The sequence below is a fragment of the Nocardioides marmoraquaticus genome, from assembly GCF_054777915.1.
The window spans coordinates 132,925-147,691 of record NZ_BAAHAA010000009.1 but is presented as its reverse complement, the minus strand read 5'-3'; the positions used below and the strand labels follow the sequence as shown (position 1 = coordinate 147,691).

Below are 14,767 nucleotides of genomic sequence, written 5' to 3'. Positions count from 1 at the left end.
TGGTACTGCGACCGGGAGGTCGTGGGAGAGTAGGACGTCGCCGGACAATTCTTAGTGGCTGAAGGCCGTCCCCCGCGGGGGGCGGCCTTCAGTCGTTTACCCACCTGTCGACCTCGGTGGGTACACGCAGTCACACGTACGACGGAGAGCAGGACAGACGTGGCAGAGCAGCAGGGTGGTCGCGGTGATCGTGGTGGCCGCGGCGCCGGAGGCGGCGCAGGACGCGGTGGCACAGGACGCGGGGGCGCTGGACGCGACGGTCAGGGGGGCCGTGGTGCCGGCGGCCGGAGCGGTGAGAGCCGCGGCGGCCAGGGCCGCGGCGGCCAGGGCCGCGGCGGTCCGAGCCGCGGCCGGTCCGACGATGCGGGCGGTCGTGACGACCGTCGTGGTGGCGCGGGTCGCTCCGGGCCGGGGCGCCCCGGCGAGGGTCCCCGTTCCGGCGGTCCGTGGCGTGACGGGCAGCGTGCCGGGCAGCGCGACGACCGGCGTGACTTCCGGCGTGACGATCGGCGGGGTCGGCCGACCGACCAGGAGCGCACCGAGAGCCAGCAGCGCTACGACGGTCCCGACATCCCGGAGCACATCACGGGCAAGGAGCTCGATCGCTCGCTCGCCTCGCAGCTGAGGTCGCTGCCCGACAAGCTCGCCCTGCGGGTGGCGCGTCACCTCGTCGCGGCCGAGGAGCTCATCGAGTCCGACCCGCGCACCGCCTACGAGCACACGCTCGCGGCCCGGGCCCGCGCGAGCCGGCTGTCGGTGGTCCGCGAGGCCGTGGGCGAGGCGGCGTACGCCGCGGGGGAGTACGCCGAGGCCTTGACCGAGCTGCGGGCCGCGAAGCGGATGAACGGCGTGCAGGACTACGTCGCCATCATCGCCGACTGCGAGCGCGCGCTGGGCAAGCCCGACAAGGCGCTCGCGACCATCCGCAACGCGCCGCGCGAGAAGCTCGCGCCGCCGCTGCTCGCGGAGCTGACCATCGTCGAGGCGGGCGCCCGTCGCGACCGCGGCGAGCTCGACGCGGCGCTGCGGACGCTCGAGAACGCTCCCCTGATGTCGAAGTCGCGCGAGCCGTGGGTGGCGCGACTGCGCTACGCCTACGCCGACGCGCTGGTCGCGGCCGCCCGACCGGCCGACGCCGTGACGTGGTTCCACCGCGTGGTCGCCGTCGACCACGAGAGCTTCACCGACGCGGCTGACCGGGCCGCAGCCCTGGAGCGGGAGCTCGGGTGACGGCTGACGAGCGCGCGCTGCGGGAGCGCTACGACGTCGCGGTCCTCGACCTCGACGGGGTGGTCTACCGCGGGCCCGACGCCGTGGCCGGCGCCCCCGAGGCGCTGAACGCTGCGCAGCAGCAGGGCATGCACCTCGCGTTCGTCACCAACAACGCCTCGCGGCCGCCACGGACGGTGGGCGACCACCTGCGCCGGCTCGGCGTGGAGGCAGCCGACGACGACGTCGTCACCAGCGCCCAGGCCGCTGCGCGGCTGCTGACGGAGCAGCTCGACCCCGGCAGCCGGGTGATGCTCCTCGGGGGCGAGGGCCTCGACGAGGCGCTGCGCGAGCGCGGGCTCGAGCCGGTGACGTCGCTCGACGACGAGCCGGTCGCGGTGGTGCAGGGCTACGGGCCCGACGTGCCGTGGAGCCGGGTCTCCGCGGGTGCGCAGCTGGTCGCCGAGGGCCTGACCTGGGTGGCGAGCAACACCGACATGACCATCCCCACCGCGCGCGGCACCGCGCCCGGCAACGGCGCGATGGTGCGCCTCGTCGCCGAGTTCGCCGGGCGCGAGCCCGTCGTGGCGGGCAAGCCACAGGCGCCGCTGTTCGAGGAGACCCTCGACCGGGTCGGTGGGGAGCGTCCGCTGGTCGTCGGCGACCGGCTCGACACCGACATCGAGGGTGCCGTCACCATGGGCTGGGACAGCCTGCTCGTGCTGACCGGCGTGTCCGGGCTCGACGAGCTGGTCGCGGCGCCGCGCGAGCGACGTCCGACGTACGTCGCCCCCGACCTCGCCGCGCTCGCGGCCCCCGGCCGCGTGGCCGAGGTCGACGACGAGGGCACCGCCCGCCTGGGCGGCTGGACGGCCCGCGCCGACGGCGACCGGCTCGTCGTCGAGGGCGACGGGGACGGGCTCGACTGGTGGGCGAGCGTCGCCGCCGCGGCCTGGCGCCACCTCGACACCCGCGGCTCGGCCGTGCTCACCGACGGGCTGTGCCCGCCCGGGTAGCCTGCCGCGCATGGACGACGCCGCGACCACGCCGCTGACCGCTGGCTCGACCGCCGGGCCGGTGCCCGGCCCGCCCCCGTCCGCACGGCCGGCCGTCGAGGTCTCCGACGACGACCTCGCGACGCTGCTGGCCCCCCTCGACGGGCTCGACGAGCGGCCGGTGGGCGAGCACCCCGCGGCGTACGAGGAGGTGCACGGGCGCCTGCGTGCGGTCCTCGCCGGCGATCCGGTCGTCCGGGACGCCGCCCCCGAGGCCTGATGGCGCCACGACGGCTGCGGCTCGACGCCGAGCTGGTGCGGCGCGGCCTCGCCCGGTCGCGCGAGCACGCCTCCGAGCTCGTCGCCGCCGGCAGGGTCACCGTCAACAAGGAGGTCGCGCGCAAGCCCGCCACCGGGGTGACGACCGACGCCGACCTGGTGGTGCGCGACGACGACACGACTCCTGACTACGCCAGCCGCGGTGGGCACAAGCTCGCCGGTGCCCTGGCGGCGTTCGCTCCCCAGGGCCTCGCGGTCGAGGGACGCCGGTGCCTCGACGCCGGTGCCAGCACGGGCGGCTTCACCGACGTGCTGCTGCGCGCCGGGGCACGCGAGGTGGTCGCCGTCGACGTCGGCTACGGCCAGCTCGTCTGGCGGCTGCAGGACGACCCCCGGGTGGTGGTCCGCGACCGCACCAACGTGCGCGAGCTCGACCTCGAGACGACCGGCGGGCCGGTCGACCTCGTGGTGGGCGACCTGTCCTTCATCTCGCTGCGGCTCGTGCTGCCGGCGCTGACCGCGGTGACGGACCCGGCGGGCGACCTGGCGCTGATGGTCAAGCCGCAGTTCGAGGTCGGCAAGGAGCGCCTCGGCAAGGGCGGGGTGGTCCGTGACCTGAGCCTGCGGGCCGAGGCCGTGCGTGACGTCGCCGCGGCAGCGGCCGGTCTGAGCTGGGGCACCCGGGCGGTGTGCCGCAGCCCGCTGCCCGGGCCGTCGGGCAACGTGGAGTTCTTCGTGTGGCTGCGTCGCGACGCGGGTGAGCTCGACCCTGAGCAGGTCGACCGGGCCGTGCGGGGCGGCGACCCGGGGTCGTCGGACCCGGGTGAGAGGCTTCAGGAGTGACCGATCCCGCTGCCCCCGGCACCCGCCGCGTGCTCGTCGTCGCCCACGCCGGCCGCGAGGAGGCGCGCGAGGTCGCCCGCGACGTGGCCAAGGCGCTGATCAGCAACGGCATCGTGGTCCGGCTGCTGTCCGACGAGGCGTCCGAGGTGGGGCTGTCGGTCACCGAGGGCGTCGAGACCTGCACCCCGGAGACGGTCGGGGCCGAGGAGTGCGAGCTGACCCTCGTCATCGGGGGCGACGGCACGATCCTGCGCGCCAGCGAGCTCACCCACGGCAGCGGCACCCCGCTGCTCGGCCTCAACCTCGGTCACGTCGGCTTCCTGGCCGAGGCCGAGAGCGAGGAGGTCGACACCGTCATCGAGCGCATCGTGGCGCGGCAGTGGATCAGCGAGGAGCGGCTCACCCTCGACGTCGTCGTGCTGCAGGACGGCGAGGTCGCGACGCGCACCTGGGCGCTCAACGAGGCCAGCGTCGAGAAGGCCGCCCGGTCGCGCATGCTCGAGGCCGTCGTCGAGGTCGACGGGCGCCCGGTCAGCCGGTTCGGCTGCGACGGCGTCGTGCTCGCGACCCCGACGGGCTCGACCGCCTACAACTTCAGCGCCGGCGGCCCGGTGGTGTGGCCGGAGGTCGAGGCGCTGCTCATGGTGCCGATCAGCGCGCACGCCCTGTTCGCCCGGCCGATGGTGGTCTCCCCGAGCGCGACCCTGGCCGTCGAGGTGCTCGACCGCACCGAGGGCTGCGGGGTGCTGTGGTGCGACGGGCGCCGCACCGTCGACCTGCCGCCCGGGGCCCGCATCGAGGTACGCCGCGGCACCGTGCCGTTGCGCCTGGCCCGGCTGCAGGCGGCCCCCTTCGCCGACCGCCTCGTCGCCAAGTTCGGCCTCCCGGTCGAGGGTTGGCGAGGCGCGGCCGAGCGACGCTGGCAGCGTGCGGAGCAGCGGCCCTCCCGGCGACCCGTCCAGCGGCCCGACGACCGGGGCGAGCCGTCGTGATCGAGGAGATCCGGATCAGCTCGTTGGGCGTCATCGACGCCTCGGTGCTCGAGCTGGGCCCGGGCCTGAGCGTGATCACCGGCGAGACCGGTGCGGGCAAGACCATGCTCGTCACCGCCCTCGGGCTGCTGCTCGGGGGCCGGGCCGACTCGGGCTCGGTGCGCAGCGGGCGCCGCAGCGCCCGGGTCGACGGCGTCGTCACGGCCGCCCCGGGGGTGACGGCCCTGACCGACGAGGTCGGCGGCGAGGTCGAGGACGGCCGGGTGCTGCTCGGGCGGCAGGTCTCCGCCGAGGGCCGGTCCCGGGCGTTCCTCGGCGGCGCCGGCGTGCCAGCGGCGACGCTGCAACGGGCGGGGGAGCAGCTGGTCGCGGTGCACGGGCAGTCCGACCAGCACCGGTTGCTGCGCACCGAGGCCCAGCGCGCTGCGCTCGACGCCTTCGCCGGCGCGGCGCTGGCGCAGGTCGCCGAGCGCTACTGCGTCGCCTACCACCGCCTGCGCGAGGTCGAGGCCGAGCTCCGCGACGTGCTCGGCTCGGCTCGCGAGCGCGCCCGCGAGGCCGACCTGCTGCGGCTCGGCCTCGAGGAGGTCGAGCAGGTCGACCCCCAGCCGGGCGAGGACGACGCCCTCGCCGCCGAGGAGACCCGCCTCGGCTTCGCCGACACGCTGCGTGCCGCGGCCGAGCAGGCGCGCGAGGCGCTGTCGTCCGACCAGGACGCCCCCGACGCGATGGGTGCGGTCTCCGCCGCCCGCCAGGCGCTGACCTCAGTGCGCGAGCACGACCCGGAGGCCGCGTCGCTGGCCGACCGGGTCTCCGAGGTGAGCTACCTGCTCGCCGACGTCGCCGCCGACGCGGCGTCGTACGCCTCGGGCGTCGACACCGACCCCGCCCGCCTGGCGGCGGTCAGCGAGCGGCGGGCCGCCCTGACGGCGCTGACCCGCAAGTACGGCGACACCGTCGAGGAGGTGCTGGCGTGGGCCGAGACCTCGGCGCAGCGGCTGCTCGCCCTCGACACCTCCGACGAGCGCGTCCAGGCGCTGCGCGACGAGCGCGCAGGGCTGCGCGAGGCGTTGGCCACCGACGCCGACGCGATGACCCGGCTGCGCCGCGAGGCCGGCGACGACCTGGCGACCCGGGTGCAGCGCGAGCTGGCCGCCCTCGCGATGCCGCACGCCCGCGTCGAGGTGCGGCTGGGGCGCACCCCTGACGAGCGCGGCCTCGAGGTCGGCGCGGAGCGGCTCGCCTTCGCCGCCCACGGCGTCGACGAGGTCGAGCTGCTCCTCGCCGCCAACACCGGCTCCGAGCCGCGTCCCCTCGGCAAGGGGGCCTCGGGTGGCGAGCTCTCCCGCGTGATGCTCGCGCTCGAGGTCTGCCTGGCCGCGACCCGGCCCGTGCCCACCTTCGTCTTCGACGAGGTCGACGCGGGCGTCGGTGGCGCCGCGGCCGTCGAGATCGGCCGCCGCCTCGCCGACCTCGCTCGTGACGCGCAGGTGCTCGTCGTCACCCACCTTCCGCAGGTCGCCGCCTTCGCCGACCAGCACGTGGTGGTCCGCAAGAGCAGCGACGGCAGCGTCACCACCTCGGGGCTCGAGGTGCTCGACGGCGAGGGTCGCGTGCGCGAGCTGTCGCGGATGCTGGCAGGGCAGGAGTCCTCCGACACCGCCATGGCCCACGCCCAGGAGCTGCTCGAGATGGCCCGCGCACGCTGACGAGTCGCGCGCCACGCTCGCCGGCGTGCGACCCGGCCCGCGAAGCCTGTTAGGCTCGAATCCCGTGGATCACTGCTTCATTCGCACCCACGGGGAGTCCTCTTGGTAGCACCGCAGCCGACCAAGCACGTGTTCGTGACCGGAGGCGTCGCCTCCTCGCTCGGCAAGGGGTTGACCGCCTCGAGCCTGGGCCGGTTGCTCCGCTCGCGCGGTCTGCGGGTGACGATGCAGAAGCTCGACCCCTACCTCAACGTCGACCCCGGGACGATGAACCCGTTCCAGCACGGCGAGGTGTTCGTCACCAACGACGGCGCCGAGACCGACCTCGACGTGGGGCACTACGAGCGCTTCCTCGACACCGACCTCGGCCAGATCGCCAACGTCACCACCGGGCAGGTCTACAGCTCGGTCATCGCCCGCGAGCGACGCGGTGACTACCTCGGCGACACCGTGCAGGTGATCCCGCACATCACCAACGAGATCAAGGACCGGGTGCTCGCCATGGGCGGTGACGACGTCGACGTCGTCATCACCGAGGTCGGCGGCACCGTCGGCGACATCGAGTCGCTGCCCTTCCTCGAGGCCGCGCGACAGGTGCGCCACGACGTCGGTCGCGACAACGTGTTCTTCCTGCACGTCTCGCTCGTGCCCTACATCGGCCCGAGCCAGGAGCTGAAGACCAAGCCCACGCAGCACTCCGTCGCCGCGCTGCGCTCGATCGGCATCCAGCCCGACGCCGTGGTCTGCCGCTCCGACCGCGAGCTGCCCGCGTCGGTGAAGAAGAAGATCTCGCTGATGTGCGACGTCGACGAGGAGGCCGTGGTCACCGCAGCCGACGCCCCGTCGATCTACGACATCCCCAAGGTGCTGCACCGCGAGGGCCTCGACGCCTACCTGGTGCGGCGGCTCAACCTGCCCTTCCGCGACGTCGACTGGACGCTGTGGGACGACCTGCTCCGTCGTGTGCACCACCCCAACGAGGAGGTGACGATCGCGCTGGTCGGCAAGTACGTCGACCTGCCCGACGCCTACCTCTCGGTCGTCGAGGCGCTGCGCGCCGGCGGTTTCGCCCACGAGGCCAAGGTGACCATCGACTGGGTGCCCTCCGACGAGTGCCAGACGCCCGAGGGCGCCGCACGCCGGCTCGGCGACGCCGACGCGATCTGCGTGCCCGGCGGCTTCGGCATCCGCGGCATCGAGGGCAAGCTCGGCGCGCTCACCTACGCCCGCACCCACAAGGTGCCGACCCTCGGGCTGTGCCTGGGCCTGCAGTGCATGGTCATCGAGTACGCCCGCTCCGTCGCCGGCCTCACCCAGGCCGCCTCTACCGAGTTCGACCCGCAGGCCCCCGAGCCGGTCATCGCCACGATGGCCGAGCAGGAGGCCTTCGTCGAGGGGGCGGGCGACCTGGGCGGCACGATGCGGCTCGGGCTCTACCCCGCCGACCTCGCCGACGGCAGCGTGGTGCGAGCGGCGTACGGCGAGGCGCAGGTGCAGGAGCGCCACCGCCACCGCTACGAGGTCAACAACGCCTACCGCGACCGGCTGGCCGAGGCCGGGCTGGTCTTCAGCGGCACCTCGCCCGACCGCGAGCTGGTGGAGTTCGTCGAGCTGCCCGGCGACGTGCACCCCTACTACGTCGCGACCCAGGCGCACCCCGAGCTGCGCTCGCGCCCGACCCGACCGCACCCGCTCTTCGCCGGCCTCGTCGGCGCGGCGATCCAGCGCCAGCGCGAGCTGGAGATCCCGATCGAGGGCGACGCCCGACGTCGTCGGTGGGTGGCCGACCACGAGCTCGAGCCCGCCGAGGACCTCGAGACGGCCGAGGCCTGAGGTGCCAGGTGCTCCGGGAACCCCGGCGGGGTCGGCGCTGGCCGACCTGCCGGGCAGCTGGCCGGTGGTCGAGAGCGAGACCGTCTTCGGCGACCACCCGGTCTTCGGCTTGCGCCGAGACACGGTGCACCGCCCCGACCACCCCGACGACACCCACGCCCGGCTCGTCGTCGAGCACCCCGGTGCGGTCGTGGTGCTGGCGGTCGACGACCAGGAGCGGGTGTGCTGCCTGCGGCAGTACCGTCACGCGGGCCAGGGCTGGTTCGTCGAGCTCCCGGCCGGCCTGAAGGACGCCGCGGGGGAGGACCCCCGTGACACCGCCGCGCGCGAGCTGCGCGAGGAGGCCGAGCTGCAGGCCAGCGACTGGAGGCTGCTGCTCGACCTCGTCCCGAGCGCAGGCATCCTCGAGGAGCGTCAGCAGGTCTTCCTGGCCCGGGGGCTCTCGCCCGTGAGCCGCGGCGACTTCGAGCTCCACGGCGAGGAGGCCGAGATGGAGCTCTTCTGGACCCCCGTCGACGAGCTCGTCGGGGCGGCGCTGGCCGGGCGGATCTCGGAGAGCCCGCTCGTCGCCGCCGTGCTCGCCTACACCCACCTGCGACGGGAGGGCCGGCTGTGATGGTCTCGACAAGCTCGACCAGCGAGGGCGGGGGCTCGACCAGCGGGGGCGGGGGCTCGACCAGCGGGGGCGGGGGCTCGACGGGCGAGGGCGGCGTCGACGTCGCGGCGCTGCTGCGCGAGCACCCGGTGCTCGACGGGCACAACGACCTGCCGTGGGCGCTGCGCCAGCGGGTCGGCTACGACTTCGGTCGCGCCGAGCTGACCGACAGCGAGGTCTGCCGCGGGCTGGGGCTGCACACCGACCTCGACCGGATGCGGGAGGGTGGGCTGCAGGCGCAGTTCTGGTCGGTCTTCGTGCCCTCGACGCTCGCACCCGACGAGGTGCTGACCGCCACCTTCGAGCAGGTCGACGCCGTGCACACGATGGTGGCCCGCTACCCCGACCAGCTCGCGCTGGCCACCGGGGTCGCCGACGTCGAGCGCGCGTGGTCGCAGGGCCGGGTCGCGAGCCTGATGGGGGCCGAGGGCGGGCACCAGATCGGTGGCTCGCTCGGCACGCTGCGGGCACTGCACCGGCTCGGCGTCCGCTACCTGACGCTGACGCACAACGACAACAACCCGTGGGCCGACTCGGCCACCGACGAGCCCGTCCTCGGCGGGCTCAGCGACTTCGGGCGCGAGGTGGTGCGCGAGATGAACCGCCTCGGCGTGCTGGTCGACCTCAGCCACGTCAGCGCCGACACGATGCGCGACGCGCTCGACACCACGAGCGTCCCGGTCGTCTTCAGCCACTCCTCGGCACGGGCGGTCACCGACCACCCGCGCAACGTGCCCGACGACGTGCTCGGCCGCCTCGCCGACAACGGCGGCACCTGCATGGTCACCTTCGTCCCGCGCTTCGTGAGCACGGCGGTGAAGGAGTGGGACGAGGAGGTGCAGGACGCCGCGGCGGCCGAGGGCGTCCGCCACACCGACCTGACGGCGTACCACCCCTTCGCGACGCGGTACGCCGCCTCCCACCCCGAGCCGGTGAGCTCGCTCGACGACGTCGTCGCGCACGTCGAGCACGTGCGCGAGGTGGCCGGGATCGACCACGTCGGTCTCGGCGGCGACTACGACGGTGTCGACCGGCTGCCCGAGGGACTCGAGGACGTCGGTGGCTACCCCCGGCTGCTGCAGGCGCTGGCCGACCGCGGCTGGAGCCGGTCCGACCTCGCCGCGCTCACCTGCCGCAACGTGCTGCGGACGATGTCCGACGCCGGCCTGCGCTGAGACCCTGCGCTGAGACCCCGCGTCGAGACCCCGCGCCGAGGTCGCGGTCGCCGACCCGTCGGCCCGGGTCGGTCGGTGGCCGGGCATAGACTCCCGAGCACTCTAGGGAGGAGCCCACGTTGCGCATCGGTGTGCCCAAGGAAGTCAAGAACCACGAGTACCGCGTCGCCATCACCCCGATCGGCGTCCACGAGCTGGTGGCCCACGGCCACGAGGTCACGGTGCAGTCCGGGGCGGGCGAGGGCTCGCAGGTCCCCGACGACGACTACCGCGCCGCCGGCGCCACGCTCATCGACTCCGCCGACGACGTCTGGGGCGGCGCCGAGATGGTCCTCAAGGTCAAGGAGCCGGTGGCCGAGGAGTACCACCGGCTGCGCGACGACCTGACCCTGTTCACCTACCTCCACCTCGCCGCCGACCAGCCGCTCACCCAGGAGCTGGTCGACCGCGGCACCACCGGCATCGCCTACGAGACGGTGCAGCTGCCGTCGGGCTCGCTGCCGCTGCTCTACCCGATGTCAGAGGTCGCAGGCTGCCTGGCCCCGCAGGTCGGCGCCCACTCGCTGATGAGGGCCCAGGGCGGGCGCGGCGTGCTGCTCGGGGGCGTCGGCGGCGTCGCCAACGCCAAGGTCGTCGTCATCGGCGCGGGCGTCTCGGGGCAGAACGCCGCCAACATCGCGCTCGGCATGGGGGCCGACGTCACGCTGCTCGACACCGACCTCGACAAGCTGCGGATGTCGTTCTGGCGCTACGACAACCGGGTGCGCGGCCTGGCGTCGTCCAAGCTGGCGATCGAGCAGCAGGTGACGGAGGCCGACATGGTCATCGGCGCGGTGCTCATCCCCGGTGCCAAGGCGCCCAAGCTGGTCAGCAACGACCTGGTCTCGCGGATGAAGCCGGGCTCGGTGCTCGTCGACATCGCCGTCGACCAGGGTGGGTGCTTCGAGGACACCCGGCCCACCACCCACGCCGATCCCACCTTCGAGGTGCACCAGTCGGTCTTCTACTGCGTCGCCAACATGCCCGGCGCCGTGCCCAACACCTCGACGTACGCCCTGACCAACGCGACGCTGCCCTACACCGTGGCGCTGGCGGACAAGGGGTGGCAGCAGGCGTGCCGCGACGACCGCTCGCTCGCGCTCGGCCTCAACACCTGGCAGGGCCGGGTCACCAACGCCCCCGTCGCCGAGGCCCACGGCATGGAGAGCGTCACGCTCGACGAGGTGCTTGCCGGGTCGTGAGCGATGACCAGGAGGGCGCGGGGGGCCCGGGTGGCACTCGGGGTCCGTCGCCGCTGGTGCGCGCCGTGCGCACCTATCTCGACCACCTCGTGGTCGAGCGGGGACTGGCGGAGAACTCCGTCACCTCCTACCGCCGCGACCTGCGGCGCTACCTCGAGCACCTCGGTGCGCGCGGCGTCACCTCCCTCGACGAGGTGACCGAGCGGGTCGTGACCGACTTCCTGGTGGCGCTGCGCGAGGGCGACGCCGACCACGCGCCGCTCAGCGCGAGCTCGGCCGGCCGCACGGTGGTCGCCGTACGCGGCTTCCACCGCTTCGCCCTGGCCGACGGGCTCGCCACGACCGACCCGTCGGCGGGCGTCAAGCCGCCGGCGCCGGCCAAGCGGCTGCCGAAGGCGGTGCCGCTGGCCACGGTCGAGCAGCTGCTCGACGCCGCCTCGGCCCCCGGCACCCCGCTCGCGCTGCGCGACCGCGCCCTGCTCGAGGTGCTCTACGGCACCGGTGCGCGCATCAGCGAGGCCATCGGGCTCGACGTCGACGACGTCGAGCTCGACTCCGACGACCCGGTCGACCACACGGTGCTGCTGCGCGGCAAGGGCTCGAAGGAGCGGGTGGTGCCGATCGGCAGCTACGCCCGAGCCGCCGTCCGCGACTACCTGGTGCGGGCCCGGCCGGCGCTGGCGGCCTCCGGAGCGGGCTCGCGAGGCGCGCTGTTCCTCAACGCCCGCGGAGGCCGGCTGTCGCGGCAGAGCGCCTGGGCGGTGATCGTCAAGACTGCCGACCGGGCCGGCATCACCGCCGAGATCAGTCCCCACACGCTGCGGCACTCGTTCGCCACGCACCTGCTCGACGGCGGGGTCGACGTACGCACGGTGCAGGAGCTGCTGGGACACGCCTCGGTCACCACGACGCAGGTCTACACGCTGGTGACCGTCGACAGCCTGCGCGAGGTGTACGCCGCCGCCCACCCGCGCGCGCTGGGCTAGCCGGTCGGGCGCTCTCGCGCCTAGGGTGGCGGGCGTCCCGCAGCCCGGCCGAGGAGCACCTGTGCGCGAGATCGTCGTCTTCAGCGGCAGCGCCCACCGGGGGCTGGCCCGCGGCATCTGCTCCGACCTCGGCGTCGAGCTGTCGTCGGTCGAGATGACGCGGTTCAGCAACGACTGCCTGCAGGCGCAGCTGCAGACCAACGTGCGCCAGCGCGACGTCTACGTCGTGCAGCCGCTGGTGCCGCCGACGCAGGAGCACCTGATGGAGCTGCTGCTGATGATCGACGCCGCCCGGGGCGCGAGCGCGGCCTCGATCAGCGCGGTCGTGCCCCACTACGCCTACGCCCGCTCCGACAAGAAGGACGCCTCGCGGATCTCGCTCGGCGGGCGACTGGTCGCCGACATGATGGCCGCCGCCGGGGTGCACCGGGTCATCACCATGACGCTGCACGCCCCGCAGGTGCACGGCTTCTTCTCGGTGCCCGTCGACCAGCTGACCGCGCTCGGCGTGCTGGCCGAGCACTACCTCGACGGCGACCTGTCCGACGCGATCGTGGTCTCGCCCGACCTCGGCAACGCCAAGAGCGCCGGGCAGTTCGCCCGGCTGCTCGGCCTGCCGGTCGCCGCGGGCTCCAAGCGTCGCGTCGCCGACGACCGTGTGGTGATCGACTCCATCGTCGGCGACGTCGCCGGGCGGCGCGCCATCGTCATCGACGACGAGATCGCGACCGGCGGCTCCATCGTCGAGCTGCTCGACAAGCTCGCCGAGGCGGGCTGCGTCTCCGCCTCCGTCGCCTGCACCCACGGGCTCTTCGTCGGCAAGGCCGTCGAGCGGCTGCGCACCCACCCGATGATCACCGAGGTCGTCACCACCGACACCGTCCCTCCGCCCGTCGACTGGCCCGAGCTGGAGGTCCGCTCCGTGGCAGGGCTCTTCGCCGAGGCCATCGCCCGCGTCCACGCCGGCGAGTCGATCTCCAGCCTCTTCGACGGCGTCGACCCCTCCCTCGGCCCGCCGCAGCCGAAGCTGTTCGGCTGAGCTGTCCCGCCCGGCCGGTGAGAAGTCCCCGGTGAACCGGGGACTTCTGACTGGATCGGCCTTGATCAAGGCCGATCCAGTCAGAACGAGGCCGACCAGTCGGCGGCCCGCACGCCGCCGGGACCCACGTGTGCCAGGACCAGCACAGGTGCCGACGGTCGGCGGGACCCGCGCGATCGGGCCCTCGGGGGGTCGTGAGGATCCACCGGTCCCGCGGGGGCACCGCGCACCAGGGTCTCTCCGCGCGGAGAGACCCTCCCGCAGACGCCCCGGACCACGACTCGCGGCGGGTCGCTACCGGGCTGGAGGGCTCGACGGGACCACGATGGGTCGGACAACCGAATGTCGACATGTAGTCCCGGGCGGGGAAGGTCCGGGGTCGGCGCCGACGGGTGGGGTGGGGAAGCCTCGCCAGGAGGAGAGCAGCACATGAGCGGTCCCGACCGTCACGACCTCGGAGGCACCTCGGCCACCTCGATGCCGCCGATGGTGCACCCGTCGATGCGACCCGTGGTGGCGCAGCAGCCGACGTACGACGCACCGGTGCTGCCCTTCCAGGCCCGCAGCCCCGAGCCGGCCCCCGAGGTGGTCGTGGGTCCCACGGGCCGGCCGATGCCCGACCTGCCCGTCCCGGGCCCGCGGCGTACGTCGGAGAGCGGCGAGCGGCTGCCGGCGCGCGTCATCTCGATGTGCAACCAGAAGGGTGGGGTCGGCAAGACCACGACCACCATCAACCTCGGGGCGTCGCTGGCCGAGTACGGCCGCAAGGTGCTGCTCGTCGACTTCGACCCGCAGGGCTCGCTGTCGGTGGGCCTCGGCATGAACCCCCACACCATGGACCTCACGGTCTACAACCTGCTGATGCAGCGCGACGTCACCCTCGACGAGGTCGTCGTGCCGAGCGGCGTGCCGGGCATGGACCTGCTGCCCTCCAACATCGACCTGTCGGCCGCCGAGGTGCAGCTGGTGCACGAGGTCGCCCGCGAGCAGACCCTGCAGCGGGTGCTCGCCCCGGCGCTCTCGCAGTACGACGTCATCCTCATCGACTGCCAGCCCTCCCTCGGCCTGCTCACGGTCAACGCGCTGACGGCCTCCGACGGCGTCGTGGTGCCGCTGGAGTGCGAGTACTTCGCGCTGCGCGGCGTCGCGCTGCTCAAGACCACCATCGACAAGGTGCGCGAGCGGCTCAACCCACGCCTGGAGGTCGACGGCGTGCTCGGCACGATGTTCGACGGCCGCACCCTGCACGGCCGCGAGGTGATGGAGCGGCTCGTCGAGGCGTGGGGCGACAAGGTCTTCCACACCGTCATCCGTCGCACCGTGAAGTTCAGCGACTCGACCGTGGCCGGCGAGCCGATCACGTCGTACGCCGGCGGCACGCCGGCCGCTGAGTCCTACCGTCAGCTCGCCCGGGAGGTGCTCGTCCGGTGCCCCGACGCGTGAGCCTGCCGGCCGCTGACGACCTCTTCCGTCCCAGCGCGCCGACGGGCCGCGCGGACGAGGCGACCACGCCGACGCCGCAGCAGCGGCGCGCACAGGTCGCGGCGGTGCCGGAGGAGCCCGACGACGACGCCTCGCGCGGCCGGCGCGCCAGCGGGCGGGTGCGCCACGACGAGAAGATGACGGTCTACGTCACCGCCGACGAGCTGCTCGACCTCGAGCACGCCCGGTTGTCGCTGCGGCGTGACACGGGCCTGGCGGTCGACCGCGGCCGGATCGTCCGCGCGGCCGTCGCCATGGCGCTCGCCGACCTCGACGAGCACGGCGAGGACAGCGACCTCGTGCGCCGTCTGCGCCTGCGGTGACCTCGT

General features: G+C 74.1%; 14 protein-coding genes. All 14 read left to right on the top strand.

Annotated features, from left to right (window positions below):
* Window positions 1–159: 159 nt before the first annotated feature.
* Window positions 160–1,230: a tetratricopeptide repeat protein gene (locus ACYU8I_RS09465; RefSeq protein WP_460839919.1), complete on the top strand. Its 1,071-nt coding sequence runs from the start codon at window positions 160–162 to the stop codon at window positions 1,228–1,230.
* Window positions 1,227–2,225 carry an HAD-IIA family hydrolase gene (locus tag ACYU8I_RS09460; protein WP_460839917.1) on the top strand — a complete coding sequence of 333 codons (999 nt, stop codon included), beginning with the start codon at window positions 1,227–1,229 and terminating at the stop codon, window positions 2,223–2,225. The genes ACYU8I_RS09465 and ACYU8I_RS09460 overlap by 4 nt, the downstream gene beginning before the upstream one ends.
* Window positions 2,226–2,235: 10 nt before the next feature.
* The gene (locus ACYU8I_RS09455; protein ID WP_460839915.1) at window positions 2,236–2,484 is read left to right on the top strand and encodes a hypothetical protein; all 249 of its coding nucleotides are present in this window, start codon (window positions 2,236–2,238) and stop codon (window positions 2,482–2,484) included.
* On the top strand, window positions 2,484–3,326 hold the full coding sequence (locus ACYU8I_RS09450; protein ID WP_460839913.1) for a TlyA family RNA methyltransferase: 843 nt from the start codon (window positions 2,484–2,486) through the stop codon (window positions 3,324–3,326). The genes ACYU8I_RS09455 and ACYU8I_RS09450 overlap by 1 nt, the downstream gene beginning before the upstream one ends.
* Complete coding sequence (locus tag ACYU8I_RS09445; RefSeq protein ID WP_460839910.1) at window positions 3,323–4,318, top strand: NAD kinase; 996 nt, start codon at window positions 3,323–3,325, stop codon at window positions 4,316–4,318. The genes ACYU8I_RS09450 and ACYU8I_RS09445 overlap by 4 nt, the downstream gene beginning before the upstream one ends.
* Complete coding sequence (gene recN, locus ACYU8I_RS09440) at window positions 4,315–6,027, top strand: DNA repair protein RecN (protein ID WP_460839908.1); 1,713 nt, start codon at window positions 4,315–4,317, stop codon at window positions 6,025–6,027. Before ACYU8I_RS09445 ends, recN begins: the two co-directional genes overlap by 4 nt.
* 102 nt (window positions 6,028–6,129) lie before the next feature.
* A complete protein-coding gene (locus tag ACYU8I_RS09435; protein ID WP_460839906.1) occupies window positions 6,130–7,860 on the top strand; it encodes a CTP synthase in 1,731 nt (576 codons plus the stop codon).
* A gap of 1 nt (window position 7,861) precedes the next feature.
* A complete protein-coding gene (locus ACYU8I_RS09430; protein ID WP_460839905.1) occupies window positions 7,862–8,476 on the top strand; it encodes an NUDIX domain-containing protein in 615 nt (204 codons plus the stop codon).
* Window positions 8,476–9,690 (top strand): dipeptidase, encoded by a 1,215-nt coding sequence (locus ACYU8I_RS09425; protein ID WP_460839935.1) that lies wholly within the window; start codon window positions 8,476–8,478, stop codon window positions 9,688–9,690. Before ACYU8I_RS09430 ends, ACYU8I_RS09425 begins: the two co-directional genes overlap by 1 nt.
* A gap of 119 nt (window positions 9,691–9,809) precedes the next feature.
* Window positions 9,810–10,931, top strand: coding sequence for an alanine dehydrogenase (gene ald, locus ACYU8I_RS09420; RefSeq protein ID WP_460839902.1), 1,122 nt, complete (start codon window positions 9,810–9,812; stop codon window positions 10,929–10,931).
* Window positions 10,932–10,984: 53 nt separating this feature from the next.
* Window positions 10,985–11,917: a site-specific tyrosine recombinase XerD gene (locus ACYU8I_RS09415; protein ID WP_460839932.1), complete on the top strand. Its 933-nt coding sequence runs from the start codon at window positions 10,985–10,987 to the stop codon at window positions 11,915–11,917.
* A 61-nt stretch (window positions 11,918–11,978) separates the two neighbouring features.
* The gene (locus tag ACYU8I_RS09410; RefSeq protein ID WP_460839900.1) at window positions 11,979–12,956 is read left to right on the top strand and encodes a ribose-phosphate diphosphokinase; all 978 of its coding nucleotides are present in this window, start codon (window positions 11,979–11,981) and stop codon (window positions 12,954–12,956) included.
* A 486-nt stretch (window positions 12,957–13,442) separates the two neighbouring features.
* Window positions 13,443–14,399: a ParA family protein gene (locus tag ACYU8I_RS09405; protein ID WP_460839930.1), complete on the top strand. Its 957-nt coding sequence runs from the start codon at window positions 13,443–13,445 to the stop codon at window positions 14,397–14,399.
* Window positions 14,384–14,761, top strand: coding sequence for a hypothetical protein (locus ACYU8I_RS09400; protein WP_460839898.1), 378 nt, complete (start codon window positions 14,384–14,386; stop codon window positions 14,759–14,761). The genes ACYU8I_RS09405 and ACYU8I_RS09400 overlap by 16 nt, the downstream gene beginning before the upstream one ends.
* The last annotated feature ends 6 nt before the right edge of the window (window positions 14,762–14,767 follow it).

Bases quoted from the DNA above. Each gene is read 5' to 3' on its own strand.
- ACYU8I_RS09455 (WP_460839915.1), top strand. From the start codon at position 2,236: ATGGACGACGCCGCGACCACGCCGCTGACCGCTGGCTCGACCGCCGGG.
- ACYU8I_RS09450 (WP_460839913.1), top strand. From the start codon at position 2,484: ATGGCGCCACGACGGCTGCGGCTCGACGCCGAGCTGGTGCGGCGCGGC.
- ACYU8I_RS09425 (WP_460839935.1), top strand. From the start codon at position 8,476: ATGGTCTCGACAAGCTCGACCAGCGAGGGCGGGGGCTCGACCAGCGGG.
- ACYU8I_RS09405 (WP_460839930.1), top strand. From the start codon at position 13,443: ATGGTGCACCCGTCGATGCGACCCGTGGTGGCGCAGCAGCCGACGTAC.